This window comes from Enterobacter sp. UPMP2052 (assembly GCF_053709675.1).
The window spans coordinates 37,036-54,667 of the sequence record NZ_JBSKJR010000002.1; the positions used below are offsets into that span (position 1 = coordinate 37,036).

At 57.6% G+C, this 17,632-nt stretch carries 14 protein-coding genes; 9 read left to right on the forward strand and 5 right to left on the reverse strand.

The window, feature by feature from the left end; translation table 11 throughout:
* Positions 1-15: 15 nt before the first annotated feature.
* The 3 genes from ACWKX3_RS10340 to ACWKX3_RS10350 form a co-directional block, all read right to left on the reverse strand.
* Positions 16-1,125, reverse strand: coding sequence for an AI-2E family transporter (locus ACWKX3_RS10340; protein WP_058609331.1), 1,110 nt, complete (start codon positions 1,123-1,125; stop codon positions 16-18).
* A 140-nt stretch (positions 1,126-1,265) separates the two neighbouring features.
* The gene (locus tag ACWKX3_RS10345; RefSeq protein WP_454541705.1) at positions 1,266-2,447 is read right to left on the reverse strand and encodes an amidohydrolase; all 1,182 of its coding nucleotides are present in this window, start codon (positions 2,445-2,447) and stop codon (positions 1,266-1,268) included.
* 11 nt (positions 2,448-2,458) lie between these two features.
* Entirely contained in the window at positions 2,459-3,646 is a 1,188-nt protein-coding gene (locus ACWKX3_RS10350) for an MFS transporter (RefSeq protein WP_454541706.1), read from the reverse strand.
* Positions 3,647-3,773: 127 nt separating this feature from the next.
* Between ACWKX3_RS10350 and ACWKX3_RS10355 the strand changes: the two genes are divergently transcribed.
* The 7 genes from ACWKX3_RS10355 to tauD all read left to right on the forward strand — a co-directional run bounded on the left by ACWKX3_RS10355 (position 3,774) and on the right by tauD (position 10,822).
* The gene (locus ACWKX3_RS10355; RefSeq protein WP_006176815.1) at positions 3,774-4,682 is read left to right on the forward strand and encodes a LysR substrate-binding domain-containing protein; all 909 of its coding nucleotides are present in this window, start codon (positions 3,774-3,776) and stop codon (positions 4,680-4,682) included.
* Between the two features lie 237 nt (positions 4,683-4,919).
* Positions 4,920-6,317, forward strand: coding sequence for an S-methylmethionine permease (mmuP, locus tag ACWKX3_RS10360; RefSeq protein ID WP_006176816.1), 1,398 nt, complete (start codon positions 4,920-4,922; stop codon positions 6,315-6,317).
* Complete coding sequence (gene mmuM / locus ACWKX3_RS10365; RefSeq protein ID WP_454541707.1) at positions 6,304-7,236, forward strand: homocysteine S-methyltransferase; 933 nt, start codon at positions 6,304-6,306, stop codon at positions 7,234-7,236. Before mmuP ends, mmuM begins: the two co-directional genes overlap by 14 nt.
* 176 nt (positions 7,237-7,412) lie before the next feature.
* Positions 7,413-8,375 (forward strand): taurine ABC transporter substrate-binding protein, encoded by a 963-nt coding sequence (gene tauA / locus ACWKX3_RS10370; RefSeq protein ID WP_454541708.1) that lies wholly within the window; start codon positions 7,413-7,415, stop codon positions 8,373-8,375.
* 10 nt (positions 8,376-8,385) lie between these two features.
* On the forward strand, positions 8,386-9,153 hold the full coding sequence (gene tauB / locus ACWKX3_RS10375) for a taurine ABC transporter ATP-binding subunit (RefSeq protein WP_454541709.1): 768 nt from the start codon (positions 8,386-8,388) through the stop codon (positions 9,151-9,153).
* The gene (tauC, locus tag ACWKX3_RS10380) at positions 9,150-9,977 is read left to right on the forward strand and encodes a taurine ABC transporter permease TauC (protein ID WP_454541710.1); all 828 of its coding nucleotides are present in this window, start codon (positions 9,150-9,152) and stop codon (positions 9,975-9,977) included. The genes tauB and tauC overlap by 4 nt, the downstream gene beginning before the upstream one ends.
* Complete coding sequence (gene tauD / locus ACWKX3_RS10385) at positions 9,974-10,822, forward strand: taurine dioxygenase (RefSeq protein ID WP_454541711.1); 849 nt, start codon at positions 9,974-9,976, stop codon at positions 10,820-10,822. The genes tauC and tauD overlap by 4 nt, the downstream gene beginning before the upstream one ends.
* A gap of 101 nt (positions 10,823-10,923) precedes the next feature.
* On the opposite strand, the gene ACWKX3_RS10390 is transcribed toward tauD, so the two are convergent.
* Positions 10,924-12,624: a lysophospholipid acyltransferase family protein gene (locus tag ACWKX3_RS10390; RefSeq protein ID WP_454541712.1), complete on the reverse strand. Its 1,701-nt coding sequence runs from the start codon at positions 12,622-12,624 to the stop codon at positions 10,924-10,926.
* Positions 12,625-12,739: 115 nt separating this feature from the next.
* Positions 12,740-13,714: a porphobilinogen synthase gene (gene hemB / locus ACWKX3_RS10395; RefSeq protein WP_042320773.1), complete on the reverse strand. Its 975-nt coding sequence runs from the start codon at positions 13,712-13,714 to the stop codon at positions 12,740-12,742.
* 431 nt (positions 13,715-14,145) lie between these two features.
* On the opposite strand from hemB, the gene ACWKX3_RS10400 reads away from it, so the two are divergent.
* Positions 14,146-16,920, forward strand: a complete 2,775-nt coding sequence (locus tag ACWKX3_RS10400) for an autotransporter outer membrane beta-barrel domain-containing protein (RefSeq protein ID WP_454541713.1) — start codon at positions 14,146-14,148, stop codon at positions 16,918-16,920.
* Positions 16,921-17,004: 84 nt separating this feature from the next.
* Entirely contained in the window at positions 17,005-17,631 is a 627-nt protein-coding gene (locus tag ACWKX3_RS10405; RefSeq protein WP_006176829.1) for a helix-turn-helix domain-containing protein, read from the forward strand.
* Position 17,632: the final 1 nt, after the last annotated feature.

Below are 17,632 nucleotides of genomic sequence, written 5' to 3' on the forward strand. Positions count from 1 at the left end.
GTTTTAACGATAGGGTTATAAATCCGGCGGGTTTCGCCCTTCTTCGATAAACTCGGCATCCAGCTCTTCGGCGTTGCCTTCATGGTCGCGACCGGAGAACAGGTTCCAACAGGCGATGAACAGCGCGGCAATCAACGGACCAATGACGAAGCCGTTAATGCCATAAAGTTCCATGCCGCCCAGCGTGGAGATCAGGATCAGGTAGTCCGGCATTTTGGTGTCTTTGCCCACCAGCAGCGGGCGCAGGATGTTGTCCACCAGGCCGACAATGATGACAAAGAAACCGACGATGAACAGCCCTTGCCAGATTTGATGGGTGGCAAACAGGTAAATTGCCGCCGGAACCCAGACAATCGCCGAGCCGACGGCGGGCACCAGTGACAAGAACGCCATCAGCGCGCCCCAAAGGATACTGCCGTCGATGCCCACAATCGCAAACGCGATCCCGCCGAGCGTACCCTGAACCACGGCCACAACGGCCGTCCCTTTTACCGTCGCGCGGGAGACCCCAACGAACTTGGCAAACAGGTGCTGTTTGGCAAAATCAGACAGCGGCAGAGAGTCGAGGATCTGGCGCACCAGATACGGCCCATCTTTCAGCAGGAAGAACAGCAGATAGAGCATGATGCCGAAGCTGATGGCGAACCCGAACGTTCCCTTACCGATCAGGAACGCGCTGCCTGCGAGGTATTGCCCGCCTTTAAGCGCCGCGTCCGAGAGTTTTTTCTGGATCTCGGCGGCGTTCGTCAGGTCATGATCCGCCAGGAATCCGCTGGCCCAGTCCGGCAGACGGTTAAAGACCCCGGCAACCACCTCCGGGAACTGGGTATTGTTTTGCTGCAGCTTGGTGTAAACCACGTTCAGCTCAATGGCGAGCGAGGAGAGGATCACCGTTAACGGAATAAAGACGATCAGGCAGATAATGCACAGGGTCAGGAACGACGCCAGCCCGTTGCGTTCACCAAGCGCAGTGCGCAGCTTGTTTTTTACCGGGTTAAAGATGATGGTCAGGATCGCGGCCCACAGTATCGCGGAGAAGTAGGGCGAGAGCACATCGAAAAAAGCCCAGGTAACGAGGGCGAGAATGAGAAGGAAGAAACCTTTGGTCAGTCCATTAAAGCGCATAGTAAGTCCTGGTAACGAAGAAACTGTGTCGACTATAGAACTGATTTAAGGATTTACCAATAATTGTGCGGCGGCGGCCTGCCAGTTGCGTGTCACCGGCAGGCCGCATGCGTTATCGCTCCCTCAGTGAAAAGAGAGCCTCACATCTCCTCAAACAGCGCGCTCACTAATGCAATATGCGTCTTCACGCCCACGGCCAGCGCGGCTTCGTCGATGCGAAAGTGCGGGTTATGGACGTTCCATACCGCGCCTTTTTCCTCGTTACCGCAGCCAATGAACAGGAAAGTGCCGGGGATTTTCTCCTGATAGGAGGAGAAGTCTTCGCTGCCGAACAGCGCGCGATCGGCCAACTGTAGCGTTCCTTCAGCAAAGTGTTCGGCGATGGCGGCTTTGGCGATGGCGTTGGTATCGGCATGGTTGTTCCCGACGACATAACCCTGCTGCCAGCGGATCTCACAGCGGGCACCGTGGGCGCTGACAACCCCCTCGACAATCCGCTGCATCAGCTGCGGCACCTGCTCACGTACCTGCTGATTATGCGTGCGTACCGTGCCTGCCAGACGTGCGCTGTCCGGAATGACGTTATAGCTGTCGCCTGCCTGGAAGGTGGTGATGGTCAGCACCGGGGCGTTGATCGGGTCAAGATTCCGCGCCACCACGTTTTGCAGGGCGGTAACCACTTCCGCGCCAATCACGACCGGATCGATACAGAACTGCGGCATAGAGCCGTGACCGCCCTGGCCGAAAAGGGTAATGTCGAAGTTGTCGCTGGAGGCGACGTACACTCCCTCTTTCAGGGTGATTTTGCCGGTCGGGCTGGTGGGGAAAACGTGCAGCCCGAAGATCTTCTCGACGTCGTCAACCACCCCTTTTTCCACCAGTTCGCGCGCGCCGCCCGGCGGCACTTCCTCTGCAGGCTGAAAGATAAACTTAATGCTGCCATGCAGCTGATGGCGCAGGCGGCAGAGCACTTTGGCGGCACCCATCAACATCGCGGTGTGGGCATCGTGTCCGCAGGCGTGCATTACCCCGGCTTTGGTGGAGCTGAACGCTTCACCGCTCTCTTCCTGTAGCGGCAGGGCGTCAATGTCCGCACGCAGCGCCCACATCGGGCCGGGCTTCTCGCCCTGTAATACCGCGATGACGCTGTTCTCTACCGGGCGGCTCAGTACCAGCTCGGGCAGGGCTGCCAGTTCCCGCGCGATAAAATCAGCGGTCGGCTTCTCCTGAAACGACAGGTCCGGATTGGCGTGAATATGCCTGCGCCAGCGGATCACATCGTCGTGTACGTCGCGGATAAGGTTTTCAAGGGTACTTTTCATGACACTCTCCTTCAGTCAGTGACCGGCAGCGGCGCGGCAGGTTTTTTTATCAGTGGCGCAATCGCCACGCCTGCGCACACCATTGCCAGTGACAGGAAAATAAATGCGCTCTCATAGCTGTGGCTTTGCCCAACCAGATAACCAATGACAACAGGCGAAACGAAGCCGCCCAGGGTCCCGCCGGTGTTAATCAGTCCGATGGCCGAGCCCATGATGTTTTCCGGCAGGCGCTTCATCGGCAGGGTAAAGGCGGTGACAAAGGTCGCCATCAGGAAGATCTCCCCGACGAACAGCAGGGCGCTGGCGGTCAGCGCCGTGGACGTGTGGAAGATGCCAAAAATGGCGGCGGCACTCACCAGCGCGCAGGTCAGGATCACCTGCGGCTCGCGGTTGTGAAAATATTTCCCGACCAGCCAGCCGGTCCCTAATGAGGATAGCCAAATCCCCGCGCCACCGGCCGCCACGATATAACCGGAAATCTCCAGCGGCATGCCCATGCTCTGGACGAAAAATTTTGGCAGCCACGCCAGCAGGCCGTAGCTGGGAATATTGACGCAGAAGACGGAGATAAACAGCAGCACGACCGTTGGGTTGCGCCACAATGCGCCGCTCTGGCCCTGCGCGTGCTGGCGGGCGGCGGGTTTCTGGTACGGCACGCGCACGGCGATCAGCACCGCAATGGCGCAGGCAATGATCCCCAGCGAGACAAACGACGCGTGCCAGCCGAGGTGTTCCAGCGCCCAGACGGCGACAATCGGCCCTACGGTCATCGCCAGTCCGGCGGAAGAGAGCAGAACGGATTGGGCAAAGGTACGCTTTTCCAGCGCGAAGTTACTGACCACCGCTTTGGCGCAGGAGCAGGGATAGCCCGAATGCCCCACGCCGGAGAGAAAGCGAAACACCAGCAGCAGGCCAAAGCTCATGCCCAGCGCGCCAAAGCAGAGGGCGAAGATCCCCAGCGCGCACAGGGAGAGGATCAGCATGGTTTTGTAGCCGATTTTATCGTTCAGCCAGCCCGCCGGTATCTGAAACAGGGAGTAGGCCAGGAAGAAGATCCCGGTGATATACCCCAGCTGCGCGGTGCTCAATCCAAACTCTTTTTCGATGGGCAGCAGCGCAAAGCCCATCACGGTTTTATCGATATAGACCACGACATACCCGATAAAGAGCAAAAAAATCATCTGTGACTGGCTTTTCATATTTTTTTCCGCCTGGCGTCAGAGTGCGATGAAAGGTGTTGTGTGCACCCTGAATCTAGGGGTTTACCGGAGGGGCGGGAAGATATAATTTTTCTATAGGTGATGCTTTTTTGTTATAGGGTGAGGGATGAACTATCTGCCAAAACTCGGCCATCTTCTGGCCTTCCGTCAGGTCGCGCGCAGCGGCAGTATTCGTTCGGCGGCGCGGGAGCTGGGCGTCTCTCAGCCCGGATTGAGCCGAACATTGCGTGAGCTTGAGCAAACTTTAGGCACACAACTTTTATTGCGCAGCAAAGAGGGCATCACGCTTACCGAGGCGGGAATGGCGTTTTCCCGGCGCGCGGAGTGGGTGCTGGAAGAGTTGCGCCGCGCGGCCGATGAGGTGGAACAGATCAACCATTTCACTCACGGGCGGCTGACCGTGGGGTTCTCGTCACTCATTGCTCTGACGGTGTTTCCGGGCGTGGCCGATGCTTTTAAGGAGACGCTGCCCCAGGTGTTACTGACGGCCAAAGAGGGGCAGTTGTCCTCGCTGCTGCCCGGCGTGCGCAGCGGTGAAATTGATATCGCTATTGGCTCAGTCGATCCGATGGCACCGCCGGAAGGGGTGATGATCGAGCCGCTGTTTACCTCACCGTTTTGCATCGTCGCGCGCAAGGGGCATCCGCTGGCGGAGGCTCGCGAGTTGATGGCGCTACGTCAGGCTAAATGGCTGCTACCGGAATCGACCATGGGCTACTATCAGCAGCTGCAAAATGAACTTAGCCATTTTTATCGTCAGGTCGATGTTACCCCGCTGCGCACGGATTCCGTCATCACCGGGTTAAATATGGTCATCAACGCAGACTATCTGACGGTCGTGGCCCGGGCGATGTGTCAGCCGCTGCAGCTTGAAGATAAGCTGGTGGCGCTGCCGATCACCCAGCTGCCGTCGGCACAGTATTGCGCGGTGTGGTCGCAGAAATCGGCGATGACCACCAACGCCCGACAGTTTTTGATCCGCTTGCGCGAGGCGTGCAGGGGGTTTAGCTGGTAGAGACGTTCTCGCACTTTCGCCTGACCGCAGCTGCCAGCCAGCCGCGCCATACTGTCAGTAACTGCCTGCGGAGGTGCTTATGGCCTGGCGTCCCATCCTTTACGTGATCCTCACCACCCATCCCCGACTCAGCGCCCGGCGCGCCCGGTTGCGGCGTGTCGTCTAGCTTTTTGTTAACAATCGCGGTATAACACACCTTCTTTGGATGTTTAGATGTCCATACGTTTAGAAGGTAATATGCAAACAGAACAAAACGGACAGCTTAAGCGCACCATGAAAACGCGCCACCTGATTATGCTCTCGCTGGGCGGCGTGATTGGTACAGGGTTATTTTTCAATACGGGCTACATCATTTCTACAACCGGGGCGGCGGGCACGCTGCTGGCGTACCTGATCGGCGCGCTGGTGGTCTGGCTGGTGATGCAGTGCCTCGGCGAACTCTCGGTGGCGATGCCGGAAACCGGCGCGTTTCACGTCTATGCCGCCCGCTATCTTGGCCCGGCGACGGGGTATACCGTGGCGTGGCTCTACTGGCTCACCTGGACGGTGGCGCTCGGATCGAGCTTTACCGCCGCCGGATTCTGCATGCAGTACTGGTTCCCGCAGGTTCCCGTCTGGGCGTGGTGCGTGGTGTTCTGCGCGGTGATTTTCGGCCTCAACGTTATTTCGACGCGCTTCTTTGCCGAAGGGGAGTTCTGGTTCTCGCTGGTTAAAGTCATCACCATCATCGCCTTTATTATCCTCGGCGGCGCGGCCATCTTCGGGTTTATCCCGATGCAGGACGGCTCACCCGCGCCGGGCCTGAGCAACATCACCGCTGAAGGCTGGTTCCCGCACGGCGGCCTGCCGATCCTGATGACCATGGTGGCGGTGAATTTTGCCTTCTCGGGAACGGAGCTGATCGGCATTGCGGCAGGGGAGACCGAGGATCCGCACCGGGTCATTCCGGTGGCGATCCGTACCACCATCGCCCGGCTGATCATTTTCTTTATCGGCACCGTATTTGTACTGGCAGCGCTGATCCCGATGCAGCAGGCCGGCGTGGAAAAAAGCCCGTTCGTGCTGGTGTTTGAAAAAGTTGGTATTCCATATGCTGCGGATATCTTTAACTTTGTGATCCTGACGGCGATCCTCTCAGCGGCCAACTCGGGGCTGTATGCATCCGGGCGCATGCTGTGGTCGCTGTCCAACGAGAAAACCCTGCCGCGCTGCTTTGCCCGCGTTAATAAAAACGGCGTGCCGCTGACGGCGCTCTCCGTGTCGATGCTCGGCGGCGTGCTGGCGCTCTTTTCAAGCGTGGTGGCCCCGGACACGGTGTTTGTCGCACTCTCGGCAATTTCCGGGTTTGCGGTGGTGGCGGTGTGGATCAGCATCTGCGCCTCGCACTTCGTCTTTCGTCGTCGTCACCTGCAGTCCGGCCAGCCGCTCTCGGCGTTGCAGTACCGCGCGCCGTGGTATCCGCTGGTGCCGGTGCTGGGCTTTATTCTGTGCGTGGTGGCCTGTATCGGCCTGGCGTTTGACGCGAGCCAGAGAATTGCCCTTTACTGCGGGCTGCCGTTCGTCGCCCTGTGTTATGGTGCGTACTATCTGACCCAAAAAACGACGACGCAGGAGCCTGAACATGTCGCAGAATAATCCGCTCACCGCCCTCCTTGAAACGCAGCCTTACGTGGTGCTCGATGGCGCGATGGCAACGGAGCTGGAAGCGCGCGGTTGTAACCTGGCTGACAGCCTCTGGTCTGCCAAAGTCCTGGTGGAAAACCCGGAGCTTATCCGCGAGGTGCATCTGGATTACTACCGTGCCGGTGCCCAGGTGGCGATCACCGCCAGCTACCAGGCCACGCCAGCGGGCTTTGCCGCGCGTGGGCTGGACGAGGCGCAATCGCGTGCGCTGGTCGGCAAAAGCGTGGAGCTGGCGCGTAAGGCGCGGGAAGCGTATCTCGCCGAAAACGCAAACGCGGGCACGCTGCTGGTGGCGGGGTCCGTGGGGCCGTACGGCGCATACCTGGCGGATGGTTCTGAGTATCGCGGTGACTACGTGCGTAGCGCTGAGGAATTTACCCGGTTCCACCGTCCGCGCGTGGAAGCCTTGCTGGATGCGGGTGCCGATTTGCTGGCCTGCGAAACGCTGCCATCGTTTGCGGAGATTAAAGCCCTGGCATCACTGTTGGCAGAGTATCCCCGCGCCCGGGCGTGGTTCTCGTTTACGCTGCGTGACAGCGAGCATCTGAGCGACGGTACGGCGCTGCGCGAGGTGGTCTCTGCACTGAGTCATTACCCGCAGATTGTGGCGCTGGGGATTAACTGTATCGCGCTGGAAAACACCACGGCGGCCCTGAAACACCTGAACAGCCTGACGGCGCTGCCGCTGGTGGTCTACCCGAACTCGGGGGAGCATTATGATGCGGTGACGAAAACCTGGCATCACCACGGTGAAGCCTGCGAGACGCTGGCGGGGTATCTGCCGCAGTGGCTGGAAGCTGGCGCGAAGCTGATTGGCGGCTGCTGCCGCACCACGCCGAAAGACATTGCTGAGCTGAACGCGCAGCGCTGAGTGCTTTGCCGGGTAAGGCGTAGCCGCCACCCGGCACAAAACAACCGCACAAAACCAACTATCCTTTCCCGCTTTTTATCTAAAAACGAATCGTCATTAGCGATTCTTTTTTATTCCTTTATCAAAATTCCTGCGCCGGAAATACTGCCTCCATAACAACAAGGGGAGCAGGCACTATGGCAGTTTCATCGCGGATCACACTACTCGGCGCGCTGGCGCTGTGGGCATTTCAGGCGCAGGCGGTGGAGGTCACCGTTGCGTATCAAACCTCTGCCGAGCCGGCGAAAGTCGCGCAGGCCGATAACACCTTTGCCAAAGAGAGCGGGGCGAAAGTCGACTGGCGCAAGTTCGACAGCGGAGCGGCCATCGTCCGGGCGTTAGCCTCCGGCGACGTGCAGATTGGCAATCTCGGCTCCAGCCCGCTGGCCGTGGCCGCCAGCCAGCAGGTGCCGATTGAGGTCTTCCTGCTGGCCTCGCAGCTCGGGAACTCCGAAGCGCTGGTGGTGAAAAAAACCATCACCAAACCCGAGGATCTGATTGGCAAACGCATCGCCGTGCCGTTTATCTCCACCACCCACTACAGCCTGCTGGCGGCGCTTAAACACTGGGGCATTAAGCCGGGACAGGTGCAAATTCTCAACCTCCAGCCGCCGGCCATTATTGCAGCCTGGCAGCGCGGTGATATTGACGGCGCCTACGTCTGGGCGCCCGCCGTGAACGAGCTGGAAAAAGACGGCACCGTTCTGACTGACTCCGCAAAAGGCGGTGAGTGGGGCGCGCCCACGCTCGACGTGTGGGTAGTGCGTAAGGATTTCGCCGAAAAACACCCGGAGGTGGTGAAAGCCTTTGCTAAAAGCGCCCTCGACGCGCAGCAGCCCTATATCAGCAATCCCGATGCGTGGCTGAGCGAGCCTGCTAACCTGGAAAAACTGTCGCGTCTGAGCGGCGTTCCGGAGGCTGACGTGCCGGGGCTGGTGAAGGGCAATACCTATCTCACGCCCGCTCAGCAGGTACAGCAGTTAACCGGGCCGGTGAACAAAGCCATCGTCGACACGGCAACGTTCCTGAAAGAGCAGGGCAAAGTGCCTGCGGTGGCCGCGGATTACAGCCAGTACGTGACCGATCGCTTTGTGAAATAAGGGGGCTGCCATGCTGACGATAACGAACCTGTCTGCGGATTACGGCGGCAAACCGGCGCTGGAAGAGATTAACCTGACGCTGGATGGCGGTGAGCTGCTGGTGGTACTCGGCCCCTCCGGCTGCGGGAAAACCACGCTGCTCAACCTGATCGCCGGATTTGTCCCTTATCAGCGCGGCAGCATTCACCTGGAAGGGAAAAAGGTTGACGGGCCGGGCGCCGAGCGCGGCGTGGTCTTTCAGAATGAAGGCCTGCTTCCCTGGCGCAACGTTCAGGAAAACGTGGCGTTCGGTTTACAGCTGGCGGGAGTCGGGCGCGAACAGCGCCTTGCCACCGCGCGGGAGATGCTGAAAAAAGTCGGGCTTGAGGGCGCTGAAAAACGCTTTATCTGGCAGCTGTCTGGCGGCCAGCGTCAGCGCGTCGGCATTGCCAGAGCCTTAGCCGCCAGCCCACAACTGCTCCTGCTCGACGAGCCGTTCGGGGCGCTGGATGCCTTTACCCGCGAGCAGATGCAGACCCTGCTTTTACGCCTGTGGCATGAAACCGGTAAGCAGGTCCTGCTGATCACCCACGATATCGAAGAAGCGGTGTTTATGGCGACCCACCTCGTGCTGCTGTCGCCGGGGCCGGGGCGAGTGGTGGAGCGCCTGTCGCTCGACTTTGCCCGCCGCTTCGTGGCGGGGGAGTCGGTGCGCAGCATCAAGTCCGATCTGCGGTTTATCGAAAAACGTGAATACGTGCTGAGCCGCGTGTTTGAACAGCGGGAGGCGTTCTCATGAGCATCGTTTTCAGTGAAAAAGCGCGCCGCACGCGCCTCGCGTTGCGCTGGCCGTTTTCACATCAGCTCACCCTGAGCGTCGGCACGCTGCTGGTGCTGCTGGTGGCGTGGTGGGCCGTGGCGGCGCAGCAGTGGATCAGCCCGCTGTTCCTGCCGCCGCCGGGACAGGTGCTGGAAAAACTGATCACCATCGCCGGGCCGCAGGGGTTTATGGATGCGACGCTCTGGCAACACTTAGGGGCCAGCCTGGCACGCATTCTGGTCGCGCTGCAGGCGGCGGTGCTGATCGGCGTGCCGGTGGGTATCGCCATGGGGCTAAGCCCGACGGTGCGCGGCATTCTCGACCCGCTGATTGAGCTTTATCGCCCGGTTCCGCCCCTGGCCTATTTGCCGCTGATGGTGATTTGGTTTGGCATTGGTGAAACGTCCAAAATCCTGCTGATTTATCTCGCCATCTTTGCGCCGGTTGCCCTGTCGGCGCTGGCAGGAGTGAAGAGTGCCCAGCAGGTGCGGATCCGCGCGGCGCAATCGCTCGGGGCCAGCCGCGTCCAGGTGCTGCTGTTCGTGATTTTACCCGGCGCGCTGCCGGAGATATTAACCGGGCTACGCATTGGTCTTGGCGTCGGCTGGTCCACGCTGGTGGCGGCAGAGCTTATCGCGGCCACGCGCGGGCTTGGGTTTATGGTGCAGTCGGCGGGTGAATTTCTGGCGACTGACGTCGTACTGGCAGGGATTGCGGTCATCGCCGCGATCGCCTTTGGATTAGAACTGGGGCTGCGCGCGTTACAGCGCCGCCTGACGCCCTGGCATGGAGAAATACAATGAGTGAACGTTTGATCATTACCCCGCTGGGGCCAAACATCGGCGCGCAGGTCGCTGGCCTGGACGTGGCCCGTCCGCTGAGCGATAACCAGTTTGAACAGCTCTACCACGCGGTGCTGCGCCATCAGGTGGTGTTCCTGCGCGAGCAGGCGATCTCACCCCAGCAGCAGCGGGGGCTGGCTCAGCGCTTCGGCGATCTGCATATCCACCCGGTTTACCCGCATGCGGAAGGCGTCGAGGAGATTATTGTCCTGGACACCCACAACAATAATCCGCCGGATAACGACAACTGGCATACCGACGTCACCTTTATTGAGACGCCGCCCGCCGGGGCGATTCTGGCGGCGAAGCAGCTGCCCGAAACGGGGGGCGATACGCTGTGGGCCAGCGGGATTGCCGCCTTTGAAGCGCTTTCAGCACCGTTCAGGGCGCTACTGAGCGGGCTGCGGGCGGAACATGACTTTAAAAAATCCTTCCAGGAGTTCAAGTACCGGAACAGCGACGAGGAGCATCGGCGCTGGCAGGAGGCGGTGGCGAAGCATCCGCCGCTGCTGCATCCGGTGGTGCGCACGCATCCGGTAACGGGCAAACAGGCGCTGTTCGTGAACGAAGGGTTTACCACCCGCATCGTTGACGTGAGCGAAAAGGAGAGTGAGGCGCTGCTGGGCTTCCTGTTCGCGCACATCACCAAACCAGAGTTTCAGGTGCGCTGGCGCTGGCAAGAGAATGACCTCGCAATCTGGGATAACCGCGTCACCCAGCACTATGCAAATGCGGATTATCTGCCACAGCGGCGGATTATGCACCGGGCGACGATTCTGGGGGATAAGCCGTTTTATCGTCCTTGACCCCGCCGCTTGTACACCGTTCTTGCCGGGTGGCGGCGTTGCCTTACCCGGCCTGGGTTTCCTTGCAGGCCCGGTATGCGTAGCGCCACCGGGCAACAGGGCTAAAGGTGTACCGCGATATAGCGCTGATAACGGTTCGCCTTCAGATAGCACAAATCCACCAGCACCAGCCCGTCAACGCAGTGACTGAACGCCGGATCGCTGCCGAAATCGATAAACTGCACGCCGCCGGGCTCGCACAGCTCTGAATACTGTTTGTAGAGCGGGGGAATGCCGCACCCGAGGTTACCCAGCAGGGATTTCAGCCTGGTCAGATCCTCGGCGTAATCCACGCCGCCAAACTGGGCGAGCACGTCCGGGAGCGATGCCGGATAAGGCTGGCGCGAGGCGGCGAGCGGGTGGCTTGCCGGAAACCAGAGCCGGTAAAACGCCACCAACAGATCCCGCGCGGCGGGCGGCAGCCCGCCAGAAATAGAGACCGGCCCGAAAAGATAGCGGTAGTGCGGATAACGTGCCAGATAGGCACCAATGCCCGACCACAGGTAATCCAGGCCACGCCGTCCCCAGTAGCGCGGCTGGATAAAGCTGCGCCCCAGTTCGATGCCGTGTTCCAGCACCTCTTCCATCTGCTGGTCATAGTGGAACAGGCTGTGGCTGTAGAGTCCCTCCACGCCGCGCTGAGCGATTTGCATCGCCGTGGGCATAAAGCGGTACGCCCCGACGATCTCAAGATCGTCGTCATCCCAGAGGATCAGATGCAGATAGTCATCGTCGTAGCGGTCGGTGTCGCGGCGTTTACCGCTGCCTTCGTCGACCGCGCGAAACGCAATCTCCCGCAAACGACCCAGCTCACGCAATACTGGCGCCTCCTCCTGGCCGTTGCGCTGCCACAGGTAGACGGTTTTGCCATCGCTGGTTTCCCCCAGACACTCGGCCTGCGCCAGCGCGCGCTTCAGGGTGGCCCGGTCTTCCGCTCGGGCGATGGCGCATTGGGTTTTGAAAACGCCCGGCACGCCCTTGCCAAGACGCATCACGTGCTGACGGCATCGCTCGGCCATCTCACGCGATGAAAGACCGGCACTAAACCACTGGCTCCAGGCAATCTGCTGGCCGATTGTGATTGGCAACGTGCTGTGGCGGCGGCGGAACATCTGCTGCATCAGCAAAAGCATCGACAGGGTGGGCGAGACCAGCGTGCTGGCATAGAAGAAAAGGCCGTTGCGCGCCTGGATATGCATCGGCAACAGCGGGGCGCGCAGCTTACCGGCCAGTTTGATAAAGCCTGAGTGCCATTGTTTATCGCGAATGCCTTTGCGCGTTGGTCGCGACACTTCACCTGCCGGGAAGAAAATCAGTACGCCGCCGTTGTGCAGATGCTGCTCCATCTGCATCAGCGAGGACTTTGACGTTCTGCCGTTGATGTTATCGACCGGGATGAACAGTGAGCCGAGCGGCTCAAGGTGGGTAAGCAGCCGGTTGGTTACCACTTTCACATCACGACGCACGCGGGAGACGGCGTACATGAGCGCCAGCCCGTCGAGGGTGCCTGTAGGGTGATTTGCAATAATGACGAGCGGACCGTGGTCGAGGATCTGTTCGAGGTCGCGGGCTGAAACGGTGCAGTGAATATCGAGATGCTCCAGAACCTGCTCCACCATATCCAGCCCTTTCAGGTGGCGATGGGCGGCGGCAAATTGCTGGAATTCTTCTTCGTAGAGCAGCTTTTTTAAGAGATTTTTTTGCCAGGGTGCGGGCCTCGCCTGAGGCCAAAGGTCATCGAGAACGCTATCGAGACTAAACATGGTCACTCCTCCTGCCGTCTTGCGAAGACAGTAGAAGGGGGAGATGTCGGTGGTATTGCAGTTTGGTGACGTTATGACGAGCACCCCCTCCCCCCGAAGGGAGAGGGGATGAGGATTAACGCAGAATGTTCTTCTCGGCCAGATCCAGCGCGAAGTAGCTGAAGATCAGATCCGCGCCCGCGCGTTTGATCGCGCCGAGGCTTTCCAGGATCACTTTCTCTTCATCTATGGCACCCGCCTGGGCGGCAAACTTGATCATCGCGTATTCGCCGCTGACCTGGTAGGCACCCAGCGGCAGCTCGGTGCGCTCGCGGATATCGCGCAGGATATCAAGGTACGCGCCAGCAGGTTTGACCATCAGGCAGTCCGCGCCCTGCGCTTCGTCGAGCAGCGATTCACGGATCGCTTCGCGACGGTTGAGCGGGTTCATCTGGTAGGTTTTACGATCGCCTTTCAGGGCGGTACCGGCTGCTTCACGGAACGGGCCATAGAAAGACGAGGCAAATTTGGTGGAGTAGGACATGATGGCGGTGTCGGTAAAGCCCGCGGCATCAAGCGCCTGGCGGATAGCCTGCACCTGGCCGTCCATCGCAGCGGAAGGCGCGATGAAGTCTGCACCCGCAGCGGCTGCCACTACCGCCTGTTTACCGAGGTTCAACAGGGTTGCATCGTTATCCACGCCGTGGTCGCACAGCACGCCGCAGTGGCCGTGAGAGGTGTATTCACAGAAACAGGTGTCGGACATGACGATCATCTCCGGCACGGCGTCCTTACAGATGCGGGACATACGGGCAACCAAGCCATCTTCTTTCCAGGCATCGCTGCCGGTGGCATCGGTGTGGTGGGAGATCCCAAAGGTCATGACCGAGCGGATCCCCGCCCGGGCAATGCGTTCGATTTCGCGTGCCAGATGTTTTTCGGGAATGCGCATCACGCCCGGCATAGCGTCGATGGCTTTGTAGTCATCGATCTCTTCTTCAACAAAAATCGGCAACACCAGATCGTTTAAGGTCAGTGTTGTCTCTTCAAACATAGCGCGCAGTGCAGGTGACTTGCGCAGGCGACGGGGACGAGCAATTAAATCGGTCATGATATGCCTGACGTTTGTGGAACAAAGAGGATCAGTTTACCTGAAAGTGAGGAGGGGCGTTTTACTAAAGTGGGCTTTTTGTTTTTAGCGCCCGACCGCGCGGTGGAGAACATGGGCGAGGGATAAAAGAAAGTCTGAATAATTTGTATTATATCTATATTAGATAAATTATATAATTAATAATGATCTATTTTAATTTTTTATATTTTCAATATTTATGGGATTTATCTCTAACGCGCTGTTTTTATAATATTTATCTAGAGTATTTGGCCTCTCAAGGTTATTCTCTTCGTTATTTGTCTGTATACGGACTTAATGGAATCATTCATTGAACCTTTTCGAAGTGCAACTGCATAATTCCCTCCGCAATAAAATATTGCTATATGGTTTGATGGAAAAACTTGCTTACGTCCCTGAGGAGGGATGACCCAATGCAAACATGGAAAAAGAAACTGGTTGTATCTCAACTGGCATTAGCCTGCACCGTGGCGATCGCTTCTCAGGCAAATGCGAAAGATATTTCCGGCACAACGTTTAATACGTTTGGATATGATAATACGGCCACGACGCCATGGTATTATGGCTATGCCGACTGGGATTACTCCGGGGCGGCACACGATGGCGACATCTATCCTGTTATCAAAAAATCGACGGTCAACGGCGTTATTTCAACCTATTACCTGGATGATGGTGCGAATGGCCGTGCGAATGCGCTGAGCATTTCTAACAGTACCATTAACGGTATGATCACCTCGAAGTGCATGACCTCCACCTGCGCTGACGGTGTGGATACGGACGGCACGGCGCATGCGCAATATGACCGTTTCAGTCTGACCGTCGATAATTCCACGATCAATGATACCTACGAACACTACGCTTATGATGTGGTGAACGGAGAGACCAGCGAAACGCATTATCTGAACACTTACGATATGGGTAATGCAATTACCCTGGACGTGGAGTCAGATATTGTTATCCAGAATAATTCTCACGTTGCAGGTATTACCCTGACGCAGGGTTATCAAAACCTGGATAACACGCCTTACGACAATGAAACGGGCGTGGCGAACAACAGCAATGTGTTCACCGATACGCTGGTGGTGAAAGACTCTGTTCTGACCTCTGGTGCCTACAGCGACCTGGGCACCAGCGGCTTTTACGGTCAGACCGCGAAGCCGAGCGATTACGGCGAAACTAACGCGACCGGTGCTGATGATGCAGCGCTGATTGTGGCCGCTGGCGCGTCTGACAACGCCATGCAGACCACGGCGACGTTCGATCGCTCCACCATTACTGGCGATATCCTCTTCTCCAGTACCTTTGATAACAACTTCTACGACAACGGCGATCCGGCAACCGATACCACCGAAGACGGTGTGTATAACCCAACCACCAACGGCTGGGATGGTACCGATAAACTGGACGTCACGCTGACGAACGGCAGCAAGTGGGTAGGTGCAGCGCAATCCAGCGTTGAGGCTATCGGCACCTCTGAGATGTACGGTCAGGGTTATAACAACGTTGACTGGAAAGCGCTCTCCCCGAACAGCATCTGGCCTGACTCTACCTTCGACAGCAACGGCCACGTTGCGGGTGAAGAGGTGTATCAGAGCGGTCTGTTCAACGTGACGCTGGACAACGGTTCCGAGTGGGATACCCGCAAGGTCTCTAACATCGACAAGCTGGCGGTGAATAATCACTCTCAGGTTAACGTTGAAAACTCCGGCCTGCTGGCCGACTCCATCACCCTGACTAACGCGTCTACCCTGAACGTGGGCGATAGCGGTGCGGTGGCAACCGATAGCCTGTATCTGGACAGCGATAGCCGTGCAGCGCTGACGGAAGAAACGGCAGAACTCTACGCCAACACCATCACCGTGGATAACGGCGCTGAGCTGGCGCTGGGTCTGGGCCAGGTTGATACCCATAACATGGTGCTGACCGATGGCGGTGTGCTGAACGTGGCCAGCCGTGATTACGTGCTGAATTCCGATCTGAACAACGCTCGCTATATCACTAACGATAAGAGCAAAGCGGAATACGACCACGGCGTCGTGGCGATGAACTCTGACGGCCACTTAGCCGTGAACGGAGATGTCGCAGGTAACTACAGCGTGCGTATCGACGATGCGACCGGTGCAGGTTCCGTTGCGGACTACAAAAACAAAGAAATTATTCGCGTTTACGACAATAACGCGGGGACCAGCGCAAGCTTTACGGCGGCAAACAAAGCCGATCTGGGGGCTTATACTTACCAGGCACAGCAGAAAGGCGACACCGTGGTTCTGCAGCAGAAAGAGCTGACCGACTCCGCTAACATGGCGCTGAGCATTCCTTCTGCGAACACCAATATCTGGAACCTGCAGCAGGACACCGTAGGCACGCGTCTGACCAACAGCCGTCATGGCCTGGCCGATAACGGCGGTGCCTGGGTGAGCTACTTCGGCGGGAACTTTGACGGGGATAATGGCGACATCAGCTACGATCAGGACGTCAGCGGCATTATGGTCGGTCTGGATACCCAGATTGATGGCAATAATGCCAAGTGGATTGTCGGCGGCGCGGCTGGTTTCGCGAAGGGTGACATTAGCGATCGTACCGGTCAGGTTGATCAGGATAGCCAGACTGCGATGATCTACGCATCGGCGAAATTTGCTAACGATGTGTTCCTCGACAGCTCCCTGAACTATACCCGCTTCAATAGCGACCTCTCTGCTAACATGAGCAATGGTCAGTACGTTGACGGGAATACCACGACCGATGCCGTAGGCTTTGGCCTGAAGCTGGGTTATGACTGGAAACCAAACCTGTCTGGTTACGTCACGCCGTATGCGGCCGTGTCTGGCCTGTTCCAGTCTGGCGATGATTACCAGCTGAGCAACGATATGCGTATCGATGGTCAATCCTACGATAGCCTGCGCTACGAAGCGGGTATTGATGCGGGTTACACCTTCAATTACGGTGGTGAGCAGGCGCTGACGCCTTACTTCAAACTGGCGTACGTCTACGACGATGCCAACAACAGTGCCGATGTTAATAACGACAACATCGACAATGGTGTGAAGGGCTCTGCCGTCCGCGTTGGTTTAGGCACGCAGTTCAGCTTCACCAAAAACTTCAGTACCTATACTGATGCAACCTATCTGGGCGGCGGCGACGTTGACCAGAATTGGGGCGCTAACCTGGGTGTGAAATATACCTGGTAACATCTGAAAAGCGGGGATTTCTTTCCCCGCTTTTTCTTCAGAAAAAATCACAGAACCGACATATACAGATGACTTGAGGTCTGCATGAACGTTGATGCTAAACCACTTTCTGAATTAAGCCGGCTCGAACAGTGCCTGAAAGTCGATGGAACGCCTTTTAAAACTGCGAAGCAGCAACGCATTTCACAGAATGTCTCTGGCGAAGAACCCTACACCTTCGTAATACAAAGCGGCATTATAGAAATTTACCGTCAGTCAGATGAATTACTGATTGGCATTGCAAGGGCACCGTTTATTTTTGGTTTGACCGCTGGAATGAATGATAACCTAAAAGAATATATAATGGTCACACAGACGCCGTGTTCAGGATTTTATTTACCCGCCGTCACGGCCCGCCAACGTATTCAGCAAGAATATCTTTGGCGTGAAGCATTCGGCTGGTTATCCTGGGTGAATTATATTCTTGCAAAACGCGATATGCAGCTGGTTGGTAATAATTCGTATAGCCAGATCCGCGCCATGCTCATGGAAATGGCCGAATGGGATGAAACCCTGCGTTCAAAAATAGGCGTAATGAATCATATTCAGCGAAGTACCCGAATTTCCCGTTCCGTTGTTGCGGAAATACTCGCCGCGCTACGCCGGGGAAATTATATTAATATGAGCCGGGGCAAACTGGTTAGCGTCAACCGTTTGCCCACGGAATATTAAA

Excerpts from the sequence above, each read along its gene's own strand:
- ACWKX3_RS10340 (WP_058609331.1), bottom strand. The coding sequence starts at position 1,125 with ATGCGCTTTAATGGACTGACCAAAGGTTTCTTCCTTCTCATTCTCGCC.
- ACWKX3_RS10345 (WP_454541705.1), bottom strand. The coding sequence starts at position 2,447 with ATGAAAAGTACCCTTGAAAACCTTATCCGCGACGTACACGACGATGTG.
- ACWKX3_RS10350 (WP_454541706.1), bottom strand. The coding sequence starts at position 3,646 with ATGAAAAGCCAGTCACAGATGATTTTTTTGCTCTTTATCGGGTATGTC.
- ACWKX3_RS10355 (WP_006176815.1), top strand. The coding sequence starts at position 3,774 with ATGAACTATCTGCCAAAACTCGGCCATCTTCTGGCCTTCCGTCAGGTC.
- mmuP (WP_006176816.1), top strand. The coding sequence starts at position 4,920 with ATGCAAACAGAACAAAACGGACAGCTTAAGCGCACCATGAAAACGCGC.
- mmuM (WP_454541707.1), top strand. The coding sequence starts at position 6,304 with ATGTCGCAGAATAATCCGCTCACCGCCCTCCTTGAAACGCAGCCTTAC.
- tauA (WP_454541708.1), top strand. The coding sequence starts at position 7,413 with ATGGCAGTTTCATCGCGGATCACACTACTCGGCGCGCTGGCGCTGTGG.
- tauB (WP_454541709.1), top strand. The coding sequence starts at position 8,386 with ATGCTGACGATAACGAACCTGTCTGCGGATTACGGCGGCAAACCGGCG.
- tauC (WP_454541710.1), top strand. The coding sequence starts at position 9,150 with ATGAGCATCGTTTTCAGTGAAAAAGCGCGCCGCACGCGCCTCGCGTTG.
- tauD (WP_454541711.1), top strand. The coding sequence starts at position 9,974 with ATGAGTGAACGTTTGATCATTACCCCGCTGGGGCCAAACATCGGCGCG.
- ACWKX3_RS10390 (WP_454541712.1), bottom strand. The coding sequence starts at position 12,624 with ATGTTTAGTCTCGATAGCGTTCTCGATGACCTTTGGCCTCAGGCGAGG.
- hemB (WP_042320773.1), bottom strand. The coding sequence starts at position 13,714 with ATGACCGATTTAATTGCTCGTCCCCGTCGCCTGCGCAAGTCACCTGCA.
- ACWKX3_RS10400 (WP_454541713.1), top strand. The coding sequence starts at position 14,146 with ATGCAAACATGGAAAAAGAAACTGGTTGTATCTCAACTGGCATTAGCC.
- ACWKX3_RS10405 (WP_006176829.1), top strand. The coding sequence starts at position 17,005 with ATGAACGTTGATGCTAAACCACTTTCTGAATTAAGCCGGCTCGAACAG.